This window comes from Bradyrhizobium sp. HKCCYLS3013 (assembly GCF_051167615.1).
Lineage (GTDB): Bacteria > Pseudomonadota > Alphaproteobacteria > Rhizobiales > Xanthobacteraceae > Bradyrhizobium.
Genome location: NZ_JBNPTK010000006.1, coordinates 256358 through 274742 on the forward strand (window position 1 = coordinate 256358; position 18385 = coordinate 274742).

Annotated in this window: 18 protein-coding genes; 7 read left to right on the forward strand and 11 right to left on the reverse strand. The window is 64.4% G+C overall.

Features of this window, described 5'->3' with window-relative positions; translation table 11 throughout:
• Positions 1-87: 87 nt before the first annotated feature.
• The 6 genes from ACQR1F_RS13955 to hemJ all read right to left on the reverse strand — a co-directional run bounded on the left by ACQR1F_RS13955 (position 88) and on the right by hemJ (position 7194).
• The gene (locus ACQR1F_RS13955; protein ID WP_315800885.1) at positions 88-939 is read right to left on the reverse strand and encodes a ParA family protein; all 852 of its coding nucleotides are present in this window, start codon (positions 937-939) and stop codon (positions 88-90) included.
• Positions 940-973: 34 nt separating this feature from the next.
• Entirely contained in the window at positions 974-1633 is a 660-nt protein-coding gene (rsmG, locus tag ACQR1F_RS13960; RefSeq protein ID WP_316215423.1) for a 16S rRNA (guanine(527)-N(7))-methyltransferase RsmG, read from the reverse strand.
• Between the two features lie 12 nt (positions 1634-1645).
• Positions 1646-3523: a tRNA uridine-5-carboxymethylaminomethyl(34) synthesis enzyme MnmG gene (mnmG, locus tag ACQR1F_RS13965; RefSeq protein ID WP_434913302.1), complete on the reverse strand. Its 1878-nt coding sequence runs from the start codon at positions 3521-3523 to the stop codon at positions 1646-1648.
• Between the two features lie 242 nt (positions 3524-3765).
• Complete coding sequence (gene mnmE, locus ACQR1F_RS13970) at positions 3766-5103, reverse strand: tRNA uridine-5-carboxymethylaminomethyl(34) synthesis GTPase MnmE (RefSeq protein WP_434913347.1); 1338 nt, start codon at positions 5101-5103, stop codon at positions 3766-3768.
• Positions 5104-5265: 162 nt separating this feature from the next.
• A complete protein-coding gene (gene rho / locus ACQR1F_RS13975) occupies positions 5266-6531 on the reverse strand; it encodes a transcription termination factor Rho (protein ID WP_315740414.1) in 1266 nt (421 codons plus the stop codon).
• A 240-nt stretch (positions 6532-6771) separates the two neighbouring features.
• Complete coding sequence (gene hemJ, locus ACQR1F_RS13980) at positions 6772-7194, reverse strand: protoporphyrinogen oxidase HemJ (RefSeq protein WP_315800882.1); 423 nt, start codon at positions 7192-7194, stop codon at positions 6772-6774.
• Between the two features lie 415 nt (positions 7195-7609).
• Here hemJ and ACQR1F_RS13985 point away from each other — a divergent pair, with 415 nt between their 5' ends.
• Genes ACQR1F_RS13985 through dnaQ form a run of 4 tightly spaced genes read left to right on the forward strand, consistent with a single transcriptional unit; the run spans position 7610 to position 10461 of the window.
• Positions 7610-8449, forward strand: a complete 840-nt coding sequence (locus ACQR1F_RS13985) for a pyruvate, water dikinase regulatory protein (RefSeq protein ID WP_315740416.1) — start codon at positions 7610-7612, stop codon at positions 8447-8449.
• A gap of 11 nt (positions 8450-8460) precedes the next feature.
• Positions 8461-9069: a Maf family protein gene (locus tag ACQR1F_RS13990; protein ID WP_315800880.1), complete on the forward strand. Its 609-nt coding sequence runs from the start codon at positions 8461-8463 to the stop codon at positions 9067-9069.
• Positions 9070-9106: 37 nt separating this feature from the next.
• Entirely contained in the window at positions 9107-9706 is a 600-nt protein-coding gene (coaE, locus tag ACQR1F_RS13995) for a dephospho-CoA kinase (RefSeq protein WP_434913303.1), read from the forward strand.
• Between the two features lie 56 nt (positions 9707-9762).
• Positions 9763-10461 carry a DNA polymerase III subunit epsilon gene (dnaQ, locus tag ACQR1F_RS14000; RefSeq protein ID WP_315800878.1) on the forward strand — a complete coding sequence of 233 codons (699 nt, stop codon included), beginning with the start codon at positions 9763-9765 and terminating at the stop codon, positions 10459-10461.
• 60 nt (positions 10462-10521) lie between these two features.
• Here dnaQ and secB read toward each other — a convergent pair whose 3' ends face one another.
• The gene (secB, locus tag ACQR1F_RS14005; RefSeq protein WP_315800877.1) at positions 10522-11010 is read right to left on the reverse strand and encodes a protein-export chaperone SecB; all 489 of its coding nucleotides are present in this window, start codon (positions 11008-11010) and stop codon (positions 10522-10524) included.
• 385 nt (positions 11011-11395) lie between these two features.
• Here secB and ACQR1F_RS14010 point away from each other — a divergent pair, with 385 nt between their 5' ends.
• From ACQR1F_RS14010 to ACQR1F_RS14020, 3 genes are all read left to right on the forward strand, one after another.
• Positions 11396-12097, forward strand: a complete 702-nt coding sequence (locus ACQR1F_RS14010; RefSeq protein ID WP_315716796.1) for a Tim44/TimA family putative adaptor protein — start codon at positions 11396-11398, stop codon at positions 12095-12097.
• A gap of 167 nt (positions 12098-12264) precedes the next feature.
• Positions 12265-13887: a murein transglycosylase A gene (gene mltA, locus ACQR1F_RS14015; RefSeq protein WP_434874700.1), complete on the forward strand. Its 1623-nt coding sequence runs from the start codon at positions 12265-12267 to the stop codon at positions 13885-13887.
• 12 nt (positions 13888-13899) lie between these two features.
• Positions 13900-14475: a Smr/MutS family protein gene (locus ACQR1F_RS14020; RefSeq protein ID WP_316183034.1), complete on the forward strand. Its 576-nt coding sequence runs from the start codon at positions 13900-13902 to the stop codon at positions 14473-14475.
• A 3-nt stretch (positions 14476-14478) separates the two neighbouring features.
• Here the strand turns inward: ACQR1F_RS14020 and ACQR1F_RS14025 are convergent, their stop codons facing one another.
• The 4 genes from ACQR1F_RS14025 to hslV all read right to left on the reverse strand — a co-directional run bounded on the left by ACQR1F_RS14025 (position 14479) and on the right by hslV (position 18353).
• Positions 14479-15600 (reverse strand): hypothetical protein, encoded by a 1122-nt coding sequence (locus tag ACQR1F_RS14025; protein WP_434913304.1) that lies wholly within the window; start codon positions 15598-15600, stop codon positions 14479-14481.
• A 234-nt stretch (positions 15601-15834) separates the two neighbouring features.
• Positions 15835-17139, reverse strand: a complete 1305-nt coding sequence (gene hslU / locus ACQR1F_RS14030) for an ATP-dependent protease ATPase subunit HslU (protein ID WP_315800872.1) — start codon at positions 17137-17139, stop codon at positions 15835-15837.
• 50 nt (positions 17140-17189) lie between these two features.
• The gene (locus ACQR1F_RS14035; protein WP_434874698.1) at positions 17190-17789 is read right to left on the reverse strand and encodes a DUF2585 domain-containing protein; all 600 of its coding nucleotides are present in this window, start codon (positions 17787-17789) and stop codon (positions 17190-17192) included.
• Between the two features lie 3 nt (positions 17790-17792).
• Positions 17793-18353, reverse strand: a complete 561-nt coding sequence (gene hslV, locus ACQR1F_RS14040; RefSeq protein WP_315750519.1) for an ATP-dependent protease subunit HslV — start codon at positions 18351-18353, stop codon at positions 17793-17795.
• Positions 18354-18385: the final 32 nt, after the last annotated feature.

An 18385-nucleotide genomic window follows, 5' to 3' on the forward strand; every position in this document is an offset into this window, starting at 1 on the left:
CAATGAACGAGGGAGCGGATCCTGACCGGATCCGCTGCCGTCCTCAAATGAGATCCGGGCGACGAGGTGCCCGGAGCAGAGGCAAGGTCAGTTCGTGCGCAGGTCACGCTCGCGCTGAATGACCTCGGTGGCGAGCTTCAGATAGGCCTCGCTGCCGACGCACTTCAAATCGTAGACCAGCACCGGCTTGCCGTAGGACGGTGCTTCCGAGATGCGCACGTTGCGCGGGATCATCGTGTTGTAGACCTTCGATCCCATGAACTGACGGACGTCGGCCACCACCTGGTTCGACAGGTTGTTGCGCGAGTCGAACATCGTCAGCACGATGCCGTGGATCGACAGGTTCGGGTTCAGGGTCGAGCGCACCTGCTCCACGGTCTGCAGCAATTGCGACAGACCTTCGAGCGCGAAGAACTCGCACTGCAGCGGCACCAGGATCGCATCCGACGCCGCCATCGCATTGACCGTCAGCAGGTTCAGCGACGGCGGGCAATCGACCAGCACGTAGGTGTAGTCGTTCTCCGGCGAGACGTTGTTGTTGAGACCGGCGATCGCGTCGCGCAGACGGAAGGCGCGGTTGGCGCTGGAGCCGAGCTCAAGCTCCAGACCCGACAGGTCCATCGTCGAGGAGGCGATGTGCAGCCGTGGCACGGCCGTCGCAACGACGGCGTCGCGCAGCGAGGCCTCGCCGATCAGCACGTCATAGGTCGAGCAGTTGCGGCTGCCACGGTCGATGCCGAGCCCGGTCGAGGCATTGCCCTGCGGATCGAGGTCGACGATCAGCACGCGCTCGCCGATCGCGGCCAGCGCCGTGCCGAGATTGATCGCGGTCGTGGTCTTGCCAACCCCGCCCTTCTGGTTGGCGAGCGCCAGGATGCGCGGATGCCCCTCCGGGTGAGGAGCCCTATCTTCTTGATAAATCTGATCAATTACGGCCATGCGCGATCGCCATTGGTTGTCGTCTTGACGGAATTCAGCTCTGTCGCTCGATGCAATCGATTGCGACGATCCAGCCCTGCCCGCCCGTCCGGCTGGAATGAAGTTTCGGCTCAATTTTCCAATACTTAGTAGATTCGGTCAATTCCGCTTCTACATCTTGACCCTTGAGAAACAGCGCTTTCGCGCCTTTTTTCACCAGGGGCTCCGCAAAGCCGATGAGTTGGTGTAGCGGAGCCAGCGCACGTGCGGTCACGCAATCGACTCGCCCGCTCCACTTCTCCACGATATCCCCGATCTCTGACAAATGCACGATCCCCGGAGCACCGGTGACGCGAATTGCTTCGCGCAGGAACGCCGCCTTCTTGGCGATGCGCTCAACCAGATGGACCTGGGCGCCGGGCCGCTCGGCCAGCGCGCAGGCGAGGACGACGCCCGGGAACCCGCCGCCGCTGCCGAGATCGACCCAGATCCGGGCGTCGGGCGCGAGATCGAGAAGCTGCAGCGAATCCGAAATGTGCCGGGTCCAGAGATGCGGCAAGGTCGAGGGCGCGACGAGATTCGTCTTGGCCTGCCACTCCAGCAGCAGGGAGACATAGCGATCGAGGCGCTGCTCCGTTTCACGCGAAACGGGCGTCAAGGCGAGCGCAGCCGCCTTGTCGGATTCGATCACCTTGGACGCCACTGCTTGTTTCACGTGAAACGCCCTTCAGCCCGCGGCCTTGCTGCGACGCGCTTCGCGGCGAAGATAGGCCGCGAGAATTCCGAGCGCCGCCGGCGTCATGCCGTCGATCCGGCCCGCCTGCCCGATCGTCCACGGCCTGGCAGCCGCCAGCTTCGCCCGCGCCTCATTGGAAAGACCCGGAACGAGCGCATAGTCGATGTCGCCGAGCACCAATCCCTCGTCGCGCCGGAAGGCATCGACGTCGTCGCTTTGGCGGCGGACATAGACATCATATTTGGCATCGATCTCGAGATGGGCGGCGATGGCGGCATCGATCGCGCCGAGCTCCGGCCAGATCACCCTCACCTCGGAGAAGCCGATCTCCGGATAGGCCATCAGCTCGAAGGCCGAGCGGCGCTGGCCATCCTTGTTGAGCGTGAGGCCATGCTTAGCCGCCTCGTTGGGCGTGATCGTCAGCGACCTCGCCAGCGAACGGGCAGCCTCCAACGCATCCATCTTGCTTCGATGGAAACACGCACGCTCATTGCCGACACAGCCGAGTGCGATGCCCTTGTCGGTCAGCCGCTGGTCCGCATTGTCCGCCCGCAACGTCAGCCGATACTCGGCGCGCGAGGTGAACATCCGATACGGCTCGGTGATCCCTCGCGTGACCAGGTCATCGATCATCACCCCGAGATAACCGTCAGCGCGATCAAACACGACCGGCCCGCCGCCGCCTGCGGCCAGCGCCGCATTGAGGCCGGCGACCAGACCTTGAGCCGCGGCCTCCTCATACCCGGTCGTGCCGTTGATCTGACCGGCCAGGAATAGACCCTTCATCCGCCTGGTCTGCAGTGTCGGCTCGAGCTCACGCGGATCGACGTGGTCATACTCGATCGCATAGCCGGGCCGGATCATCCGGACCCGCTCGAGACCCGGGATGGTCGGCAGTAGCGCGAGCTGAACCTCCTCCGGCAGCGAGGTCGAGATGCCGTTCGGGTAGACCGTCGTGTCGTCGAGTCCTTCCGGCTCCAGGAAGATCTGGTGGCCGTCGCGATCACCGAAGCGAACGATCTTGTCCTCGACCGAGGGACAATAGCGCGGCCCGGTCGACTTGATCTGCCCGGAGTACATCGGCGAGCGATGGACATTGGCGCGGATCACCTCATGTGTCGCGGTCGTCGTCCGGGTGATGCCGCATTGGATCTGTGGGGTGGTGATCTTACCGGTCAGGACGGAGAACGGCTCCGGCGGATCGTCGCCGGGCTGCATCTCGACTGCTGTCCAGTCGATCGTCGATCCATCCAGACGCGGCGGGGTCCCAGTCTTGAGCCGGCCGAGCTGAAATCCGATGGCTTCGAGGGACTGGGAGAGTCCCAGCGCCGGGGCTTCGCCGACCCGGCCCGCCGGCCAGGTCCGCTCACCGAGGTGAATCAGACCACGGAGGAACGTGCCGGTCGTGATGACCACAGCAGCACAGACAAAGGTCCGGCCGTCGGCCAACCGCACGCCCGTGACCCGGCCGTCCGTGACGATCAGTTCGTCCGCCTCGCCTTCGATCACAGAAAGGTTCGCGGTCTCCCGGATCGCCGACTGCATTGCTGCGGCATAAAGCTTGCGATCGGCCTGGGCGCGCGGACCTCGAACGGCGGGTCCCTTCCGGCGGTTCAGAACCCGAAACTGGATGCCGCCAGCATCGGCGATGCGGCCCATCAAGCCGTCGAGAGCATCGACTTCGCGAACCAGATGTCCTTTCCCTAAACCTCCGATGGCCGGATTGCAGGACATGGCCCCGATCGTCGCGAACTGATGGGTGATCAGCGCGGTCCGGGCGCCCATGCGCGCCGCACCCGCCGCAGCTTCGCAGCCGGCGTGGCCGCCACCGATGACGATGACGTCGTAGGATGTCAGATGCTGGAACATGGGGGCTTATCTAACGCTTGCAGACAACGCTCGGAAGACGTTTCACGTGAAACATTCGCCACGACAAGGCGAGGCGAGGCGAGGCGAGGACGTTTCACGTGAAACAGCACCCTGAGATCGGAACTTGTTTCACGTGAAACGTCGCAAGAGTTCCGTCCCTGTTTCACGTGAAACAGTTGATGGTCCGTTAACCAAGCAACGCTTCATTAAGTATATCTGTCGCGCCGAGACCGTTGCCGTCGCTACTTGCCGATACAGAACTCGCGAAAGATCACGTCCAGCACATCCTCGATGTCAACCCGCCCCAAGAGGCGCCCGAGCGCGAGGGCGGCGATCCGCAGCTCCTCCGCGGCGAGCTCCTCCCCGAGATCTACGGCCGCAATGCTCTGGCGAAGTGCGGCCGCTGTCTCCTCGAGCAGGGTTCGTTGCCGTTCTCGCGTGATCAGGCCACTCTCGGCCGATCCAAAGAAGTCACCAGCGAAGCCGATCAAGGCCTCCATCAGTTCGGACAAGCCTGCTCCGGTTCTCGCCGAGATCGCAAAAACTCGCTCCGCGCTTTGCACCGACGCCGCAGCTCTCTCCTGGGGGGTCGGCAGGTCGATCTTGTTGCGGACCAGCCAGACAGGCACCCCGGTTCGACGCTCTGCCTCCGCCTGATCATCCTCGGACAGCCACAGCACGAGATCGGCCTGCGCCGCCCGATCGCGGGCCCGCCGCACGCCCTCCTGCTCCACGGGATCGTCCGTCTCCCGGATCCCCGCAGTATCGATCACCGTGACGGGATAGCCCTGGAGATCGAGCTGAACCTCGATGACGTCGCGCGTCGTGCCGGCATGGGGCGAGACGATCGCCACTTCACGCCGGGCCAGTTGGTTCATCAATGTCGACTTGCCGGCGTTCGGAGGTCCGGCGATCACGACCGTCAGGCCGTCACGCAGCCGCTCCGCCCGGCCCTGCGCCGTCAGAACGGTCTCGATCTCCGCCAGGAGCCGTTCGATCCGGGACAGCGCCGGCGCCATCAGTTCGGCCGGCACATCGCCTTCATCGGCAAAGTCGATCCCGGCTTCGATCAGCGCCGCAGCTTCGATGATCTGCTCACGCCAGCTCCGCGCCTTGTCGCCCAGCAGGCCCTTCAACTGCTGCAACGCCTGGCGCCGCTGGCGATCGGTGTCGGCGTGAATGAGATCGTCGAGCCCCTCGGCTTCGGTCAGATCGATCTTGCCATTCTCGAACGCGCGCCGCGTGAACTCGCCCGGCTCCGCAGGGCGCATCTGCGGCATCGTCGAGAGGAGCGAGAACACCGCCGCGATGACGGCCCGGCTGCCATGGACGTGCAGCTCGGCGACATCCTCGCCGGTGGCGCTTGCGGGTCCGGGAAACCACAGCACCACGGCATCGTCGATCGCTTCGCCACCGCCATCGCGCAACAAGGCGCGGGTTGCAGTCCTCGGCACCGGCAATCTTCCCGCCAGCAGCCGAAGGGCAGATCCCGCATGTGAGCCAGAGAGTCTGACAATCGCAATCGCGCTCGGCAGCCGTCCCGAGGACATTGCAAAGATGGTCTGATCGTGAGGATGCATGATCCTCAGTTGGGCTTGCCGGCAGCGAAACACAATCGGTTTGCAGCGGCATGCTTTACGCCGGATGCCGCCGACGAGCGGTGGTGCCCGCGCCTGATCCAGTCTCGCAAACAAAAAGGGCGCTCCGAAGAGCGCCCTTTCCAGATCGAGACCGTGGTCCAATCAGGTGTTCATGGATTCGAAGAACTCGGCATTGCTCTTGGTGCTGCGGAGCTTGTCGAGCAGGAAGTCGATCGCGTCCATGGTACCCATCGGATTGAGAATGCGGCGGAGGACGTACATCTTCTTGAGGTTCTGCGGCTCGGTGATGAGCTCTTCCTTGCGGGTACCGGACCGGGCGATGTCGATCGCCGGGAAGGTCCGCTTGTCCGCGACCTTGCGGTCGAGGATGAGTTCGGAGTTGCCGGTGCCCTTGAACTCTTCGAAGATGACCTCGTCCATGCGGCTGCCGGTGTCGACCAGCGCGGTGGCGATGATCGTCAGCGAGCCGCCTTCCTCGATGTTGCGGGCGGCACCGAAGAAGCGCTTCGGCCGCTGCAGCGCGTTGGCGTCGACACCGCCGGTCAGCACCTTGCCGGATGACGGCACGACAGTGTTATAGGCGCGGCCGAGGCGGGTGATCGAGTCCAGGAGAATGACGACGTCACGGCCGTGCTCGACCAGGCGCTTGGCCTTCTCGATCACCATTTCCGCGACCTGGACGTGACGGGCCGCCGGCTCGTCGAAGGTCGAGGACACGACCTCGCCCTTCACCGAGCGCTGCATGTCCGTGACTTCCTCGGGGCGCTCGTCGATCAGCAGCACGATCAGGTAGCACTCGGGATGATTGGCCGTGATCGAGTGCGCGATGTTCTGCATCAGCACGGTCTTGCCGGTGCGCGGCGGCGCGACGATCAGCGCGCGTTGGCCCTTGCCGATCGGCGCGACGATGTCGATGACGCGCGGCGACAGATCCTTGCGGGTCGGATCCTCGAGCTCGAGCCGGAAGCGCTCGTCCGGAAACAGCGGCGTCAGGTTGTCGAAATTGACCTTGTGCTTGGACTTCTCGGGATCCTCGAAGTTCAGCGTGTTGACCTTGAGGAGCGCGAAATAGCGCTCGCCCTCCTTCGGGCTGCGGATGTGGCCCTCGATCGTATCACCGGTCCGCAGGCCGAAGCGGCGGATCTGCGACGGCGAGACATAGATGTCATCGGGGCCGGGCAGGTAGTTGGCGTCGGGCGAGCGGAGGAAGCCGAAGCCGTCGGACAGAACCTCGACGACGCCCTCGCCGATGATGTCGATCTCCTGGATGGCGAGCTGCTTGAGGATGGCGAACATCAGCTCCTGCTTGCGCATCGTGCTGGCGTTCTCGACCCCGTTTTCCTCCGCGAAGGAGACGAGCTCGGCCGGCGTCTTTGACTTAAGGTCCTGTAGTTTGATTTCCCGCATTGGGGTGGTCCTGTGGAAGCGACTTGGGAGGGATGCGAGGTGGCTGTGGGAAGGCGGACGAAAATGAGGTCCGCAGGTCTGAGCAAGGTTGGCGCCGATGAGGCACCAGACCTGATGCGGCGGCCGGTCAAGCCGGAACGCAACCACATCCGCCTGCGTGGGGTGGGATATCCATAATATAGAAAATCGCGCCGTCGTCTGCAAGGCATCTGCAGCGGAGCGGTATTCCCTGGGAAACGGTCAGAACGGCTTGACGATCACGAGAATCACGATGCCGATCATCAGCACCGTCGGTACCTCATTGACATAGCGGTAGAATTTCTGGCTCCGGGTGTTCTTGTCGGCGCCGAATTCCCTGACCCAGCGGGTGAACAGTCCGTGGACTCCCGACATGATCAGCACCAGGAGAAATTTTGCATGAAACCAACCGCTGGTATACCAGTGGCCGGCCCAGACCAGATAGAGTCCGGCAAGCCAAGTCACGGTGATCGCCGGATTGATGATCGCCTTCAGCAGGCGCCGCTCCATAACCTTGAACGTCTCGGACTGCTTCGAGCCGATCTCGGCCTCGCAATGATAGACGAACAGCCGCGGCAGATACAGCATGCCGGCCATCCACGCGATGACAGCGATGACGTGAAGGGCCTTGATCCACTCATACATCGGAAACGCGCGGTCCTCTCAGGCAGCGATAAGCTTGCGTGCTGAGACATATCCGCTCGCTCAGTCTCCTCCAAACCAAATAATTTTAGAATCTTAAGGTTTGAGTCTAGGTAGCGGTGGATTGGACTCATGCAATGTCATCCGCAGTCTGCCCGCAGCTTGTTCACATCCCTCAACATGCGCGCTGCGCCCACCGGATCGCCCCAGAGTTCAATGCGATTCAAACGCTTGCCGAAATCCTTCGACAGCTTATCCAGAGACAAACGAGCGTCGTCCCGATATCATCAGCCTGCGGCTTGGCGTTGTCCCGGGACGGCGACCATGTGCAGAAGAATCGGGGTTATCCAAAGGGCGCGGTCGGCGGCTGCTTTTTGGTCCCATCCTTCACAGGGATTCACAGATCGTTAAGGATTTGATGCCCACCACCGGCAACTACTTTCACCTGCATCTGGTTTCCGACTCGACGGGCGAAACCCTGATCACGGTCGCGCGAGCAGTCGCCGCGCAATACACCAACGTGACCCCGGTCGAGCACGTCTACCCGCTGGTGCGGAGCCAGAAGCAGCTCGACCGCGTGCTCGACGAGATCGAGGAAGCGCCGGGCATCGTGCTGTTCACCCTGCTCGAGAAGGACCTGGTCAGCCGGCTCGAAGGCAAGTGCCAGCAGATCAACATTCCGAGCCTGTCGATCATCGGTCCGGTGATGCAGCTGTTCGAGGCCTATCTCGGCGCGTCGACCGCCGGCCGCGTCGGTGCGCAGCACGTGCTCAATGCCGAATATTTCGCCCGCATCGATGCGCTGAACTACACGATGCTCCACGATGACGGGCAAATGGTCGACGGCCTCGAAGACGCCGAGGTGGTGCTGGTGGGCGTCAGCCGGACCTCGAAGACTCCGACCTCGATCTATCTCGCCAACCGCGGCGTGCGCACAGCCAACGTGCCGCTGGTCCCGGGCATTCCGATCCCGCACCAGCTCGAGACATTGAAGAAACCGCTGGTCGTCAGCCTGCATGCGACCCCGGAGCGGCTGATCCAGGTGCGGCAGAATCGCCTGCTCAGCATGGGTGCGGAATCCGGCAATGAGAACTATGTCGACAAGCAGTCGGTGACGGACGAGGTCGCCTATGCGCGCAAGCTCAGTGCGAAGTTCAACTGGGTCATGCTCGACGTGACGCGGCGCTCGATTGAGGAGACGGCCGCCGCGATCCTGAAACTCTATACCGACCGGCAGCGGCAGCGGCTTCCGGACTAGTGAGCGGATCAATGTCCATCTGGTGCAGTGACGAGCCTCTCATTCTGGCATCGCAGAGCCGCGCGCGGCGGATGCTGCTCGCGAACGCAGGACTCGCGTGCGAGGCGCTTCCGGCCGATATCGACGAGCGCGCGGTCCAGGCCGAAGCCGGCCTGGTCGCGCCCTACGAGATTGCGTTACACCTCGCCAATGCGAAGGCCGCTGCGGTCTCGGCAAGCAGGCCCAATTCCTATGTGGTCGGCGCGGATCAGACGCTCGCGTTGGGTGAGCGCATGTTCAACAAGCCGGCCGGCCGCCAGCATGCCATGCAGCAATTGTTGGCGCTGGGCGGGCGCACCCATGCGCTGCACTCGGCCATCGCGGTGGTCCGCAACGGCGAGGTGCTGTTCTCGCACGTCGCCGTCGCCTGGATGACGATGCGAGCCCTCTCTGAGGCCGAGATCGCGGCCTATCTCGATGCCGCCGGTGACGCCGTCACATCCAGCGTCGGCGCCTATCAATTGGAGGGGCTCGGGGTGCACCTGTTCGACCGGATCGACGGCGATCACTTCACCATCCTCGGCCTGCCGTTGCTGCCGCTGCTCGCCTATTTTCGCGAAGCGAAGCTGCTCAGGATCTGATGCCGACCGCAGCCACGCGTAAGGGGAGTGACCGCGGATGAGAGTGCTGGGTCTGACCGGCTCGATGGGCATGGGCAAGTCGACGACCGCGAAGCTGTTCGCCGAAGCCGGCGTCCCGGTCTACGACGCCGACGCGACCGTTCATAAGGTCTATGAAGCCGAAGCCGCGCCGGCGATCGAAGCCGAATTCCCTGGTACCACGGTGGACGGCAAGGTGGATCGATCCAAGCTGTCGGCGAAGGTCGTCGGCGATCCCGCTGCGATCCGCCGGCTCGAGGCGATCGTGCATCCGATGCTGCGCTCCTACCACCAGAAATTTCTCGACGACGCCGAGCGGTCCGGCGTGCCGGTTGCCGTCGTCGATATTCCCTTGCTGTTCGAGACCGGCGGCGACAAGCGCGTCGATGCCGTGGTGGTGGTGTCGACCTCGCCCGAGATCCAGCGTCAGCGCATCCTGGCGCGCGGCACGATGACGGACGAAGCGCTCGATGCGCTGCTCGCACGGCAGATGCCGGATGCCGAGAAGCGCAAGCGCGCCGATTTCGTCGTGGATACCTCGCACGGGCTCGATCCGGTGCGGGCACGCATCCGCGACATCCTGGCGGAGGTCGTTAGAATGCCGCAGCGCCGGGGCTGATTCGCAAATCCGGCCGCGCGGAATTTCGACGGATCAAGTCAGACGGATCAAATCAGATGCGTGAGATCGTTCTCGACACCGAAACCACCGGCCTCGACGCCCTGCGCGGCGACCGCCTCGTCGAGATCGGCTGTGTCGAAATCATCAACCGCATGCCCACCGGTCAAGTCTACCATCGCTACATCAATCCCGAACGCGACATGCCGGCGGAAGCGTTCGCGGTTCACGGCCTGTCGAGCGAGTTCCTGGCCGACAAGCCGCTGTTTCACGAGGTCGTCGAGGAGTTCCTGGAGTTCATCGGCGATGCCCCGCTGGTGATCCACAACGCCTCGTTCGATATCGGCTTCATCAATGCCGAGCTCGACCGGGTCAAGCGCGCGGCCATTCCCAGGGATCGTCTGGTCGATACGCTGCTGCTCGCACGTCGCAAGCATCCTGGCGTGTCGAACCGCCTCGACGACCTCTGCTCGCGCTATGCGATCGACAACTCACGCCGGACCAAGCACGGCGCGTTGCTCGACGCCGAGCTGCTGGCGGAGGTTTATGTCGATCTGGTCGGGGCGCGGCAGTCGCAGCTGATCCTGACCCAGGACAGCCAGGAGATCCGCATCGGGTCCGCCGGCGAGACGCCGCGCCGTCAGCGAGAGCAGCCGCTGTCGCCGCGGGTCACGGAGGCGGAGCGAGAGGCACATCGCGCCTTCATCGCTACCCTCGGCGACAAGCCGATCTGGATGGAGTTTCTCGCCGGCACGTGATCCGCCTGATCGGCAGCGGATCACGCCCTGCAAACATCAAACTTTTAAAGAGCGAAACGATCAGCTCGACAGCACCTGGCCGCCCTGGGCCGCGGCTTGGCGTTCCATGTTCTGGCGGTACAGGCCGACGAAATCGACCGGGTCCAGCATCAGGGGCGGGAAGCCGCCGTCGCGCACCGAGTTGGCGACGATCTCGCGGGCGAACGGGAACAGCAGGCGCGGGCATTCGATCAGCAGCATCGGCGACAGGTTCTCGCGCGGGATGTTGACCAGCCGGAACACGCCGCCATAGACCAGCTCGAAGCTGAACATCACCTGGCTGCCGCTCTCGGCCTTGCCCTCGATCGTCAGCGTCACCTCGTATTCGGTGTCATTCAGCGCATTGGCACCGACATTGATCTGGATGTTGATCTGCGGCGGCTGGCCCTGCGGCGCCAGGGACTGCGGAGCGTTCGGATTCTCGAACGAGAGATCCTTGATGTATTGCGCCAGCACGTTCAGTTGAGGAGGAGGAGCCGCGTCGGGAGTGGCGCCGTTACCGTTGGTCATCGCAGTGTTCTCCAGGCAAAAAGGGCGGGTCGTTGCGGCGCGTGGCTACCATAGGGCCGGCTTGTTCCACAAGGACGAGCCACTGACGCCGTCAAGGGCCGAGGCAACCGCTCGATCCGGCCGGCATGCCTCTATTTGTCGCATCGGCCGTCGGAGGGAACCAGAGACGGGCCTCCCCTGTTCCAATCCGGGGCCGATCGGGATTTCCCCTTGAGGGGGAAAAGGGTTAGGATCGGCGCGCCACAATGCGCCATTGGCCGGGCCCAATTCGATGACTACATCCGGGTCGACCAGGGATTCACGGGTCTTTACCTGGATCCTGTAGAACGGGTGCCCGGTGGCCGGGCTTCGCGTTCGGCTCGACAAGTCAGAAAGCGAACACGACGTGGACATTTATACCATCATCTTCCTGGCGCTGGCGGTCTTCATCTTCATCCGCCTGCGCGCCGTGCTCGGGCAGCGCACCGGGAGCGAGCGGACGCCGTTCGATCATGCCGCCCGAAACGCGGTCCAGGGCGCGCCGGACAACCACGTCATGCCGGTTCCCAACAAGCCCATCGACCCCTCGGCTGCGGTCCCCGGCGGCGAGATGCCGGCGCCGGGTGATCGCTGGCGTGGTCTGGCCGAGCCGGGCACGCCGCTCGCCCGTGGCCTCGATGCGATCGTCGCCGACGACTCCTCGTTCGATCCGCGCCATTTCCTGACCGGCGCGCGCAGCGCCTACGAGATGATCGTGCTGGCGTTTGCCAATGGCGATCGCCGCGCGTTGCGCGACCTGTTGTCGTCCGAGGTCTATGAGAGTTTCGACGCCGTCATCAAGGAGCGTGAGAAGCAGGAGCAGAAGACCGAAACCCGCTTCGTCTCCATCGATACCGCCGAACTGGTCGGCGCCGAGCTGCGCGACCGCACCGCGCAGGTCACGGTGCGCTTCGTCTCGCAGATGATCTCGGTGACACGCGACAAGGGCGGCAACATCGTCGACGGCAATCCGGACAAGGTCGCCGACATCACCGACATCTGGACTTTCGCCCGCGACACCGGCTCGCGCGATCCGAACTGGAAGCTGGTCGGAACCGGCAGCCATTGATGGAATAGGCTGCCGCCGCTAGCGTTACATTGGGAGATCGCCTGCTCCCGTTGTCGACCGGCTGCGTGAGGCGCGTGAAGAGGCGCATCCTCGATTTTTGACACGGATCTTTTCAGCATCCCGTTTTCTCTGAATTTCGCGTTGAGTGGTACTTTGATGGTGCAAGCATGGTTCGCGAAATTTGGAAGCGGGGTTTTACCGCCCGCCGCCTGACCTACTGGACGCCGGCGCTCGCCCTGAGCGTCGCTGCCGTGGCGCTCGCCCCCTATGCAGCCGAGGCGGTTCGCGCGCGCCATCGGGCGGCGACGCCGCCGATGCGCCACCTGCCCTACCCGCAGCTCGACTGGCCGCTCGAGATCAGTAACAGCCAGTACCTGCCGATGGATTGGACCGACGTGCCCGGCTGGAACGACGACGATCAGCTCGCGGCCTATCGGACGTTCCGCGCCAGCTGCAAGCCGATCGCCGCGAAGACGGATGCAGCGCCGGATGGCAGGGTGGATGGTAAGGCGCTGGGTGATTCCCTGCGCGACCCCTGTCGCGATGCTCGGGCCACCGATCTCGCCGACAATGCTGCGGCAAGGGCTTTTTTCGAACGGCACTTCGAGCCGCTGAGGATCTCCAAGCTCGGCGATGCCGACGGTTTCGTCACCGGCTACTACGAACCCGTCATCGAGGGCTCGCGGACCCAGAATGAGGTCTACAACGTTCCAGTCTATCGCCGGCCCTCCAATTTGTTTGTCCGTGGTTTCAAGCAGGATGCGACGAGTCTGCCCAACAAGGGCCCCGTCTATCGCAAGATCGGACGGCGCAAGCTGGTCCCCTACTACGACCGCGCCGAGATCGAGGACGGTGCCATCGAGGGGCGCGGCCTGGAGATCGCATGGCTCAGGAACCAGACCGACCTGCTGTTTGCCCAGATCCAGGGATCGGCGCGCATCAGTCTCGACGACGGCTCGACCATTCGCATCAACTACGATGCCTATAATGGCCTTCCCTACACACCGGTCGGCCGCATCCTGATCGAGCGCGGCATCATTCCACGCGAGCAGATGTCGATGCAGCGCATCCGCGACTGGATGGAGCAGAATCCGGAAGGTGCCAACGAGCTGCGGCGGATGAACCGCTCCTACATCTTCTTCCGCGAGGTGCAGCTGTCGGAGAAGGACGAGGCGGTCGGCGCGCAGGGCATTCCGCTGACCCCGGGCCGCTCGATCGCGGTCGACAAGTCGCTGCACGTCTATGGCACGCCGTTCTTCATCACCGGCGAGCTGCCGATCGAATCCGAGAAGTCGAAGACGGCGTTCCACCGGCTGATGATCGCGCAGGATACGGGCTCGGCGATCGTCGGACCTGCGCGGGCCGATCTCTATTTCGGCGCCGGCCAGGACGCCGGCAAGGTTTCCGGCCGTCTCAAGCACAGCATCCAGTTCGTGATGCTGGTGCCGAAGAGCCTCGATCCGGTTGCGCGTGGCCGCAAGATGCCGCTGCCGGATGCACGGCCGTCGGAGAAGATCGCAAAACTGTTTCCGCAGGTGCTGCCGAAGGAGGCAGCCAAGGATCAGGTCAAGGATCAGGGGCAGGCCAACCAGGCCAACAAAGCCGCCGCCTCTCCGGTCAACGATGCGAAAGCCTCTGCTCCCGCCGCGAGCGCAAGCCCGGCGACCACGGTGGCGCAGAACGTCGTGGCACCACAGCCCGTGCCCCTGCCCGAGGCCCGCCCCCGTATCGAAAGTGATCGCAATATCCGCCGATTGCGTTATGGCAGGCGCCACCGCAACCGCCGATGACAAGCCGTCTCCATGTCTGAAGATCCCGAGCCGCCCCGCGGCCGTCGCAAGCGTGGCCTCTCCGAGGACGAGCGTACGCTGTGGGAGACGGTCGCGCGCCAGGTCAAGCCGCTGCGCAAGACACCGCGTCCGGTGCGGCCGCATCCGCCGATGGTGACGGCCGAGCCGCAGCCGGACAAGCCGATGATGACGCCGCGGCCGGTCGCTCCGGTGGTCGTGCCGAAGCCGGCCCGGCCGGCCATCCCGCCTCTGGTCTCGCTCGGCCGCAAGGAGCGCTCGAAACTGTCGCGCGGCCGCAGCGAGATCGATGCGCGGCTCGATCTACACGGCATGACCCAGAGCCGGGCGCACCAGGCGCTGCATCATTTCCTGCATCGCGCCCAGCATGACGGGCTCACCTTCGTGCTCGTCATCACCGGCAAGGGTACGATCGGTGCGGATCCCGAACGCGGCGTGCTCCGGCGCCAGGTGCCGCATTGGCTGAGCCTGCCGGAATTCCGCTCGCTGATTGTCGGCTTCGAGGAGGCTCATGTGGGACATGGCGGTGCCGGCGCGCTCTATGTCCGGATCAGGCGCGCCCGGGGCTGAGCGTCAGAACGGCCGGATGATGCCGACGCGCGGGATGGCGGTGACGATCCAGCCCAGGATCGTGGTCGTGCGGTCGCCGGCGTCGATGAGGGCCACAGGCTTTGTGGTGGGCAGCGTCTTCACCGCGTGCAGCATCAGCACCATGCAGACCACCCAGCTCGAGATCCAGCGCGAATAGTCGAACACCATCGCGAACATCACGAGGTAAGCGAGAGTGATGACAACCAGCGCGGCGATGACGATCTGGCGATGGCGCTGCTCTTCCAGCGCGCCAATCAGGTCCCTGAAAGTGCGCCAGAGCGGCGCGTGAAGCCAGAGCAGCAGCGCATAGACGGGCAAGCCGAGCAGGTTCGACGGCAGTCTTGCCCAGGTGTCCTGCACCTCCTTCGTCAGTGGCTGGTACCACACGTAAGCGAACTGCAAGAGCTCGGTGCGTGTCGGATCGGCCATGCGGGTCCGCAGATATGCTGTGAAGTCCGCTTCCGGCAGCGGCATCGTGCCGAGGAACTGCGCCGTTAGGAACAGCGCGCCGAGTCCGATCAGTGCGGCTCCGCCGACGGCCATGTCGAGGCGCGTCGTCCTGCGCGGCAAGTAGTAGCGCAGCACGACGATGGCGGCGATGGTGGGCACGTACATCAGCAGATGGATGTGATGGATCAGCACCAGCACCGCCGAGGTCAGCGCAGCGAGCAGGACGTAGCCGAGCGAGCCCGCCGGCACCACCATCAGGATGATGGCACCAAGACAGCCATAGACGTCGAAGTGCCCGAGCGTGAACAGGAAGTTCTTGAACACGAACGGCGAGCCAGCGGTGAAGACGAACAGCGGGAGCTGTGCGCTGTTCAATCCGAATGTTCGGCGGAATAGCTGGACGAACAATCCGAACGTGATCAGCCAGACGAGGCCTGCCAACGCGAACACCAGCCACACCGGCACCTTCGTCGTGAACAACCCGACGATGGCCCCGATCAGCGCGCGCTTGATGAAGCCGTGGTGATAGTCGACAAGCAGGTGGATGTAGGGAATGTAGGGCGGCAGCGTGAGCTTGTGCAGGAACACGCCGAGCATGACCGCGGCGTTGGCGGCGAGCATCGTGCGCCAGTGCCGGCTGTAGGCGGCCGTCATGCGATGTCCGAGCGGTGAGAGATGGAGGCAAGCTCGCCGCCACACCCACCGCTGTCGTCCCGGCCTTGAGCCGGGACCCGTAACCACCGCTGTACGTGATGAGGCAGGGCTGGAGCCGCCATCTTGAGTGACAATCAGCTTCGGTGGTTATGGGTCCCCGCCTTCGCGGGGACGACAGCGGAGGGTGACGCTACGCCTGTGCGAAAGAGCGCAGAGGCTGAAGGGCGACGCCTCTTACAAAATGAACCGGCTGAGATCCGTGTTCTTGGCGAGGTCGCCGATGTGCTGCTGCACATAGGCGGCGTCGACACGCATCGTCTCGCCGCCGCGGTCGGAGGCGTTGAAGGAGATCTCGTCCAGCACGCGTTCCATCACCGTCTGCAGCCGGCGCGCGCCGATGTTCTCGACCGTGGAATTCACCGCAACCGCGATGTCGGCGAGCGCGTCGATCGCATCGTCGGTGATGTCGAGCGTCACGCCCTCGGTCTGCATCAGCGCGACATATTGCTTGATCAGCGATGCCTCCGGCTCGGTCAGGATGCGGCGCATGTCGTCGCGCGTCAGCGCCTGCAGCTCGACCCGGATCGGCAATCGTCCCTGCAGCTCCGGCAAGAGGTCCGAGGGCTTGGCGATGTGGAACGCGCCCGAGGCAATGAACAGGACGTGATCGGTCTTGACCGCGCCATGCTTGGTCGAGACCGTCGTGCCCTCGATCAGCGGCAGCAGGTCGCGCTGCACGCCCTCGCGAGAGACGTCGCCGCCGGCGCGGTTCTCGCGCACGCAGATCTTGTCGATTTCGTCGAGGAACACGATGCCGTTGTTCTCGACCACGCCGATCGCCTCCTGCACCAGCTGGTCGCTGTCGAGCAGCTTGTCGGATTCCTCCGCGATCAGGATGTCGTGCGAGGCCTCGACCGTCACGCGCCGCGTCTTGGTGCGGCCGCCGAGCTTGCCGAAGATGTCGCCGATCGAGATCGCACCCATCTGCGCGCCCGGCATGCCTGGGATTTCGAACATCGGCATGCCGCCGCCCGAGGACTGCGTCTCGATTTCGATTTCCTTGTCGTTCAGTTCGCCGGCGCGCAGCTTGCGGCGGAACGAGTCGCGCGTCGCAGCACTCGCATTGGCGCCAACCAGCGCATCCAGCACGCGCTCCTCGGCGGCGAGCTGGGCGCGGGCGGCGACGTCCTTGCGCTTGCGCTCGCGCACCTGGACGATCGCGACCTCGACGAGGTCGCGGATGATCTGCTCGACGTCGCGGCCGACATAGCCGACCTCGGTGAACTTGGTCGCCTCGACCTTGAGGAACGGCGCGCCCGCGAGCTTGGCCAGCCGCCGCGCGATCTCGGTCTTGCCGACGCCGGTCGGGCCGATCATCAGGATGTTCTTCGGCAGCACCTCCTCGCGCAGGCCGGCATCGAGCTGCAGCCGGCGCCAGCGGTTGCGCAGGGCGATGGAGACGGCGCGCTTGGCGTCGGCCTGGCCGACGATGTAGCGGTCGAGTTCGGAGACGATTTCGCGGGGGGAAAAGTCGGTCATGGGCTCTAGCTAGGGTCGGACGGGGATGAGGGCAAGCCGGATTTCCGCCGTCACAGGAGCGGCGGCCCGGCCTGCCACTGCCGGATCGCCTCGGTTGGATAGATCAGCATCAGGATGTTCAGGGTCAGGTTGTCACGGATGTGCAGGCCGACCCCGATCTCGAACGCGATTGCGATCACGACGGTCAGCCAGACCGGCAGCACCCGCGCCAGCAGGAAGCCGGTCATCATCGCCAAGGTGTCGCCGACGGAGTTCACGATGCTGTCGCCGAAATAGTCCAGCGAGATCGTGGCGGCGCGATAGCGCTCGATGATGAAGCTGGAGTTCTCGACCAGCTCCCAGGCGCCCTCGATCAGCATCGCGATGATCAGTCGCCCCTGCCACGGCAGAAACGGCAGAACCAGCGCGGTCAGCGCATAGAACAGGAAGCCGTGAATGACATGGGAGAACGTGTACCAGTCGGTGAGATGCTGGGAGTTCTCCGAGCTCTGCACCACGCCGTGCCACAGCTTGACGGTGCCGCAGGCGCAGATCGGCAGCCGGCCCATCGCGAACAACAGTGCGGCCTGCAGCGCCAGCAGACCGAGCGCCAGGATGAGCCAGGGTCCGGACCAAGGCCGGGACGGGGCGCCGATCTCGTCCGCGGTCATCGTCTACTCGGCCGACAGCGCTTCGATGGTGATGTTGCGGTTGGTGTAGACGCAGATGTCGGCGGCGATGTCGAGCGAGCGGCGCACGATGCTCTCGGCGTCCTTGTCGGTGTCGATCAGCGCCCGCGCGGCCGCCAGCGCATAGTTGCCGCCGGAGCCGATCGCCATCACGCCGGCCTCCGGTTCCAGGACGTCGCCCGTCCCGGTCAGCACCAGCGAGACCTCCTTGTCGGCCACGATCATCATGGCCTCCAGCCGGCGCAGATAGCGGTCGGTCCGCCAGTCCTTGGCGAGCTCGACGGCGGCCCGGGTCAGCTGCCCCGGATACTGCTCCAGCTTGCTCTCCAGCCGCTCGAACAGGGTGAACGCGTCGGCCGTGGCGCCGGCGAAGCCGCCGATGACGTCGCCCTTGCCGAGCTTGCGCACCTTGCGGGCGTTGGACTTGATCACGGTCTGGCCGATCGAGACCTGGCCGTCGCCGCCGATCACCACCCTGCCCCCCTTGCGGACGGTCAGGATCGTGGTGCCGTGCCAGACGGTGGGCTCGTTCGAAGATGCGTGCATGGGGGATCCCTGGTTGATGCCCTGATTTAGGG

What these genes read in the sequence shown, in the direction of transcription:
- ACQR1F_RS13985 (WP_315740416.1), top strand. Translation starts at nt 7,610, where the DNA reads ATGCCCACCACCGGCAACTACTTTCACCTGCATCTGGTTTCCGACTCG.
- secB (WP_315800877.1), bottom strand. Translation starts at nt 11,010, where the DNA reads ATGACCAACGGTAACGGCGCCACTCCCGACGCGGCTCCTCCTCCTCAA.
- ACQR1F_RS14035 (WP_434874698.1), bottom strand. Translation starts at nt 17,789, where the DNA reads ATGACCGCGGACGAGATCGGCGCCCCGTCCCGGCCTTGGTCCGGACCC.
- mnmE (WP_434913347.1), bottom strand. Translation starts at nt 5,103, where the DNA reads ATGCATCCTCACGATCAGACCATCTTTGCAATGTCCTCGGGACGGCTG.
- ACQR1F_RS13955 (WP_315800885.1), bottom strand. Translation starts at nt 939, where the DNA reads ATGGCCGTAATTGATCAGATTTATCAAGAAGATAGGGCTCCTCACCCG.
- dnaQ (WP_315800878.1), top strand. Translation starts at nt 9,763, where the DNA reads ATGCGTGAGATCGTTCTCGACACCGAAACCACCGGCCTCGACGCCCTG.
- mnmG (WP_434913302.1), bottom strand. Translation starts at nt 3,523, where the DNA reads ATGTTCCAGCATCTGACATCCTACGACGTCATCGTCATCGGTGGCGGC.
- ACQR1F_RS14025 (WP_434913304.1), bottom strand. Translation starts at nt 15,600, where the DNA reads ATGACGGCCGCCTACAGCCGGCACTGGCGCACGATGCTCGCCGCCAAC.
- rho (WP_315740414.1), bottom strand. Translation starts at nt 6,531, where the DNA reads ATGCGGGAAATCAAACTACAGGACCTTAAGTCAAAGACGCCGGCCGAG.
- ACQR1F_RS13990 (WP_315800880.1), top strand. Translation starts at nt 8,461, where the DNA reads ATGTCCATCTGGTGCAGTGACGAGCCTCTCATTCTGGCATCGCAGAGC.
- mltA (WP_434874700.1), top strand. Translation starts at nt 12,265, where the DNA reads ATGGTTCGCGAAATTTGGAAGCGGGGTTTTACCGCCCGCCGCCTGACC.
- hslV (WP_315750519.1), bottom strand. Translation starts at nt 18,353, where the DNA reads ATGCACGCATCTTCGAACGAGCCCACCGTCTGGCACGGCACCACGATC.
- ACQR1F_RS14020 (WP_316183034.1), top strand. Translation starts at nt 13,900, where the DNA reads ATGTCTGAAGATCCCGAGCCGCCCCGCGGCCGTCGCAAGCGTGGCCTC.
- hslU (WP_315800872.1), bottom strand. Translation starts at nt 17,139, where the DNA reads ATGACCGACTTTTCCCCCCGCGAAATCGTCTCCGAACTCGACCGCTAC.
- coaE (WP_434913303.1), top strand. Translation starts at nt 9,107, where the DNA reads ATGAGAGTGCTGGGTCTGACCGGCTCGATGGGCATGGGCAAGTCGACG.
- hemJ (WP_315800882.1), bottom strand. Translation starts at nt 7,194, where the DNA reads ATGTATGAGTGGATCAAGGCCCTTCACGTCATCGCTGTCATCGCGTGG.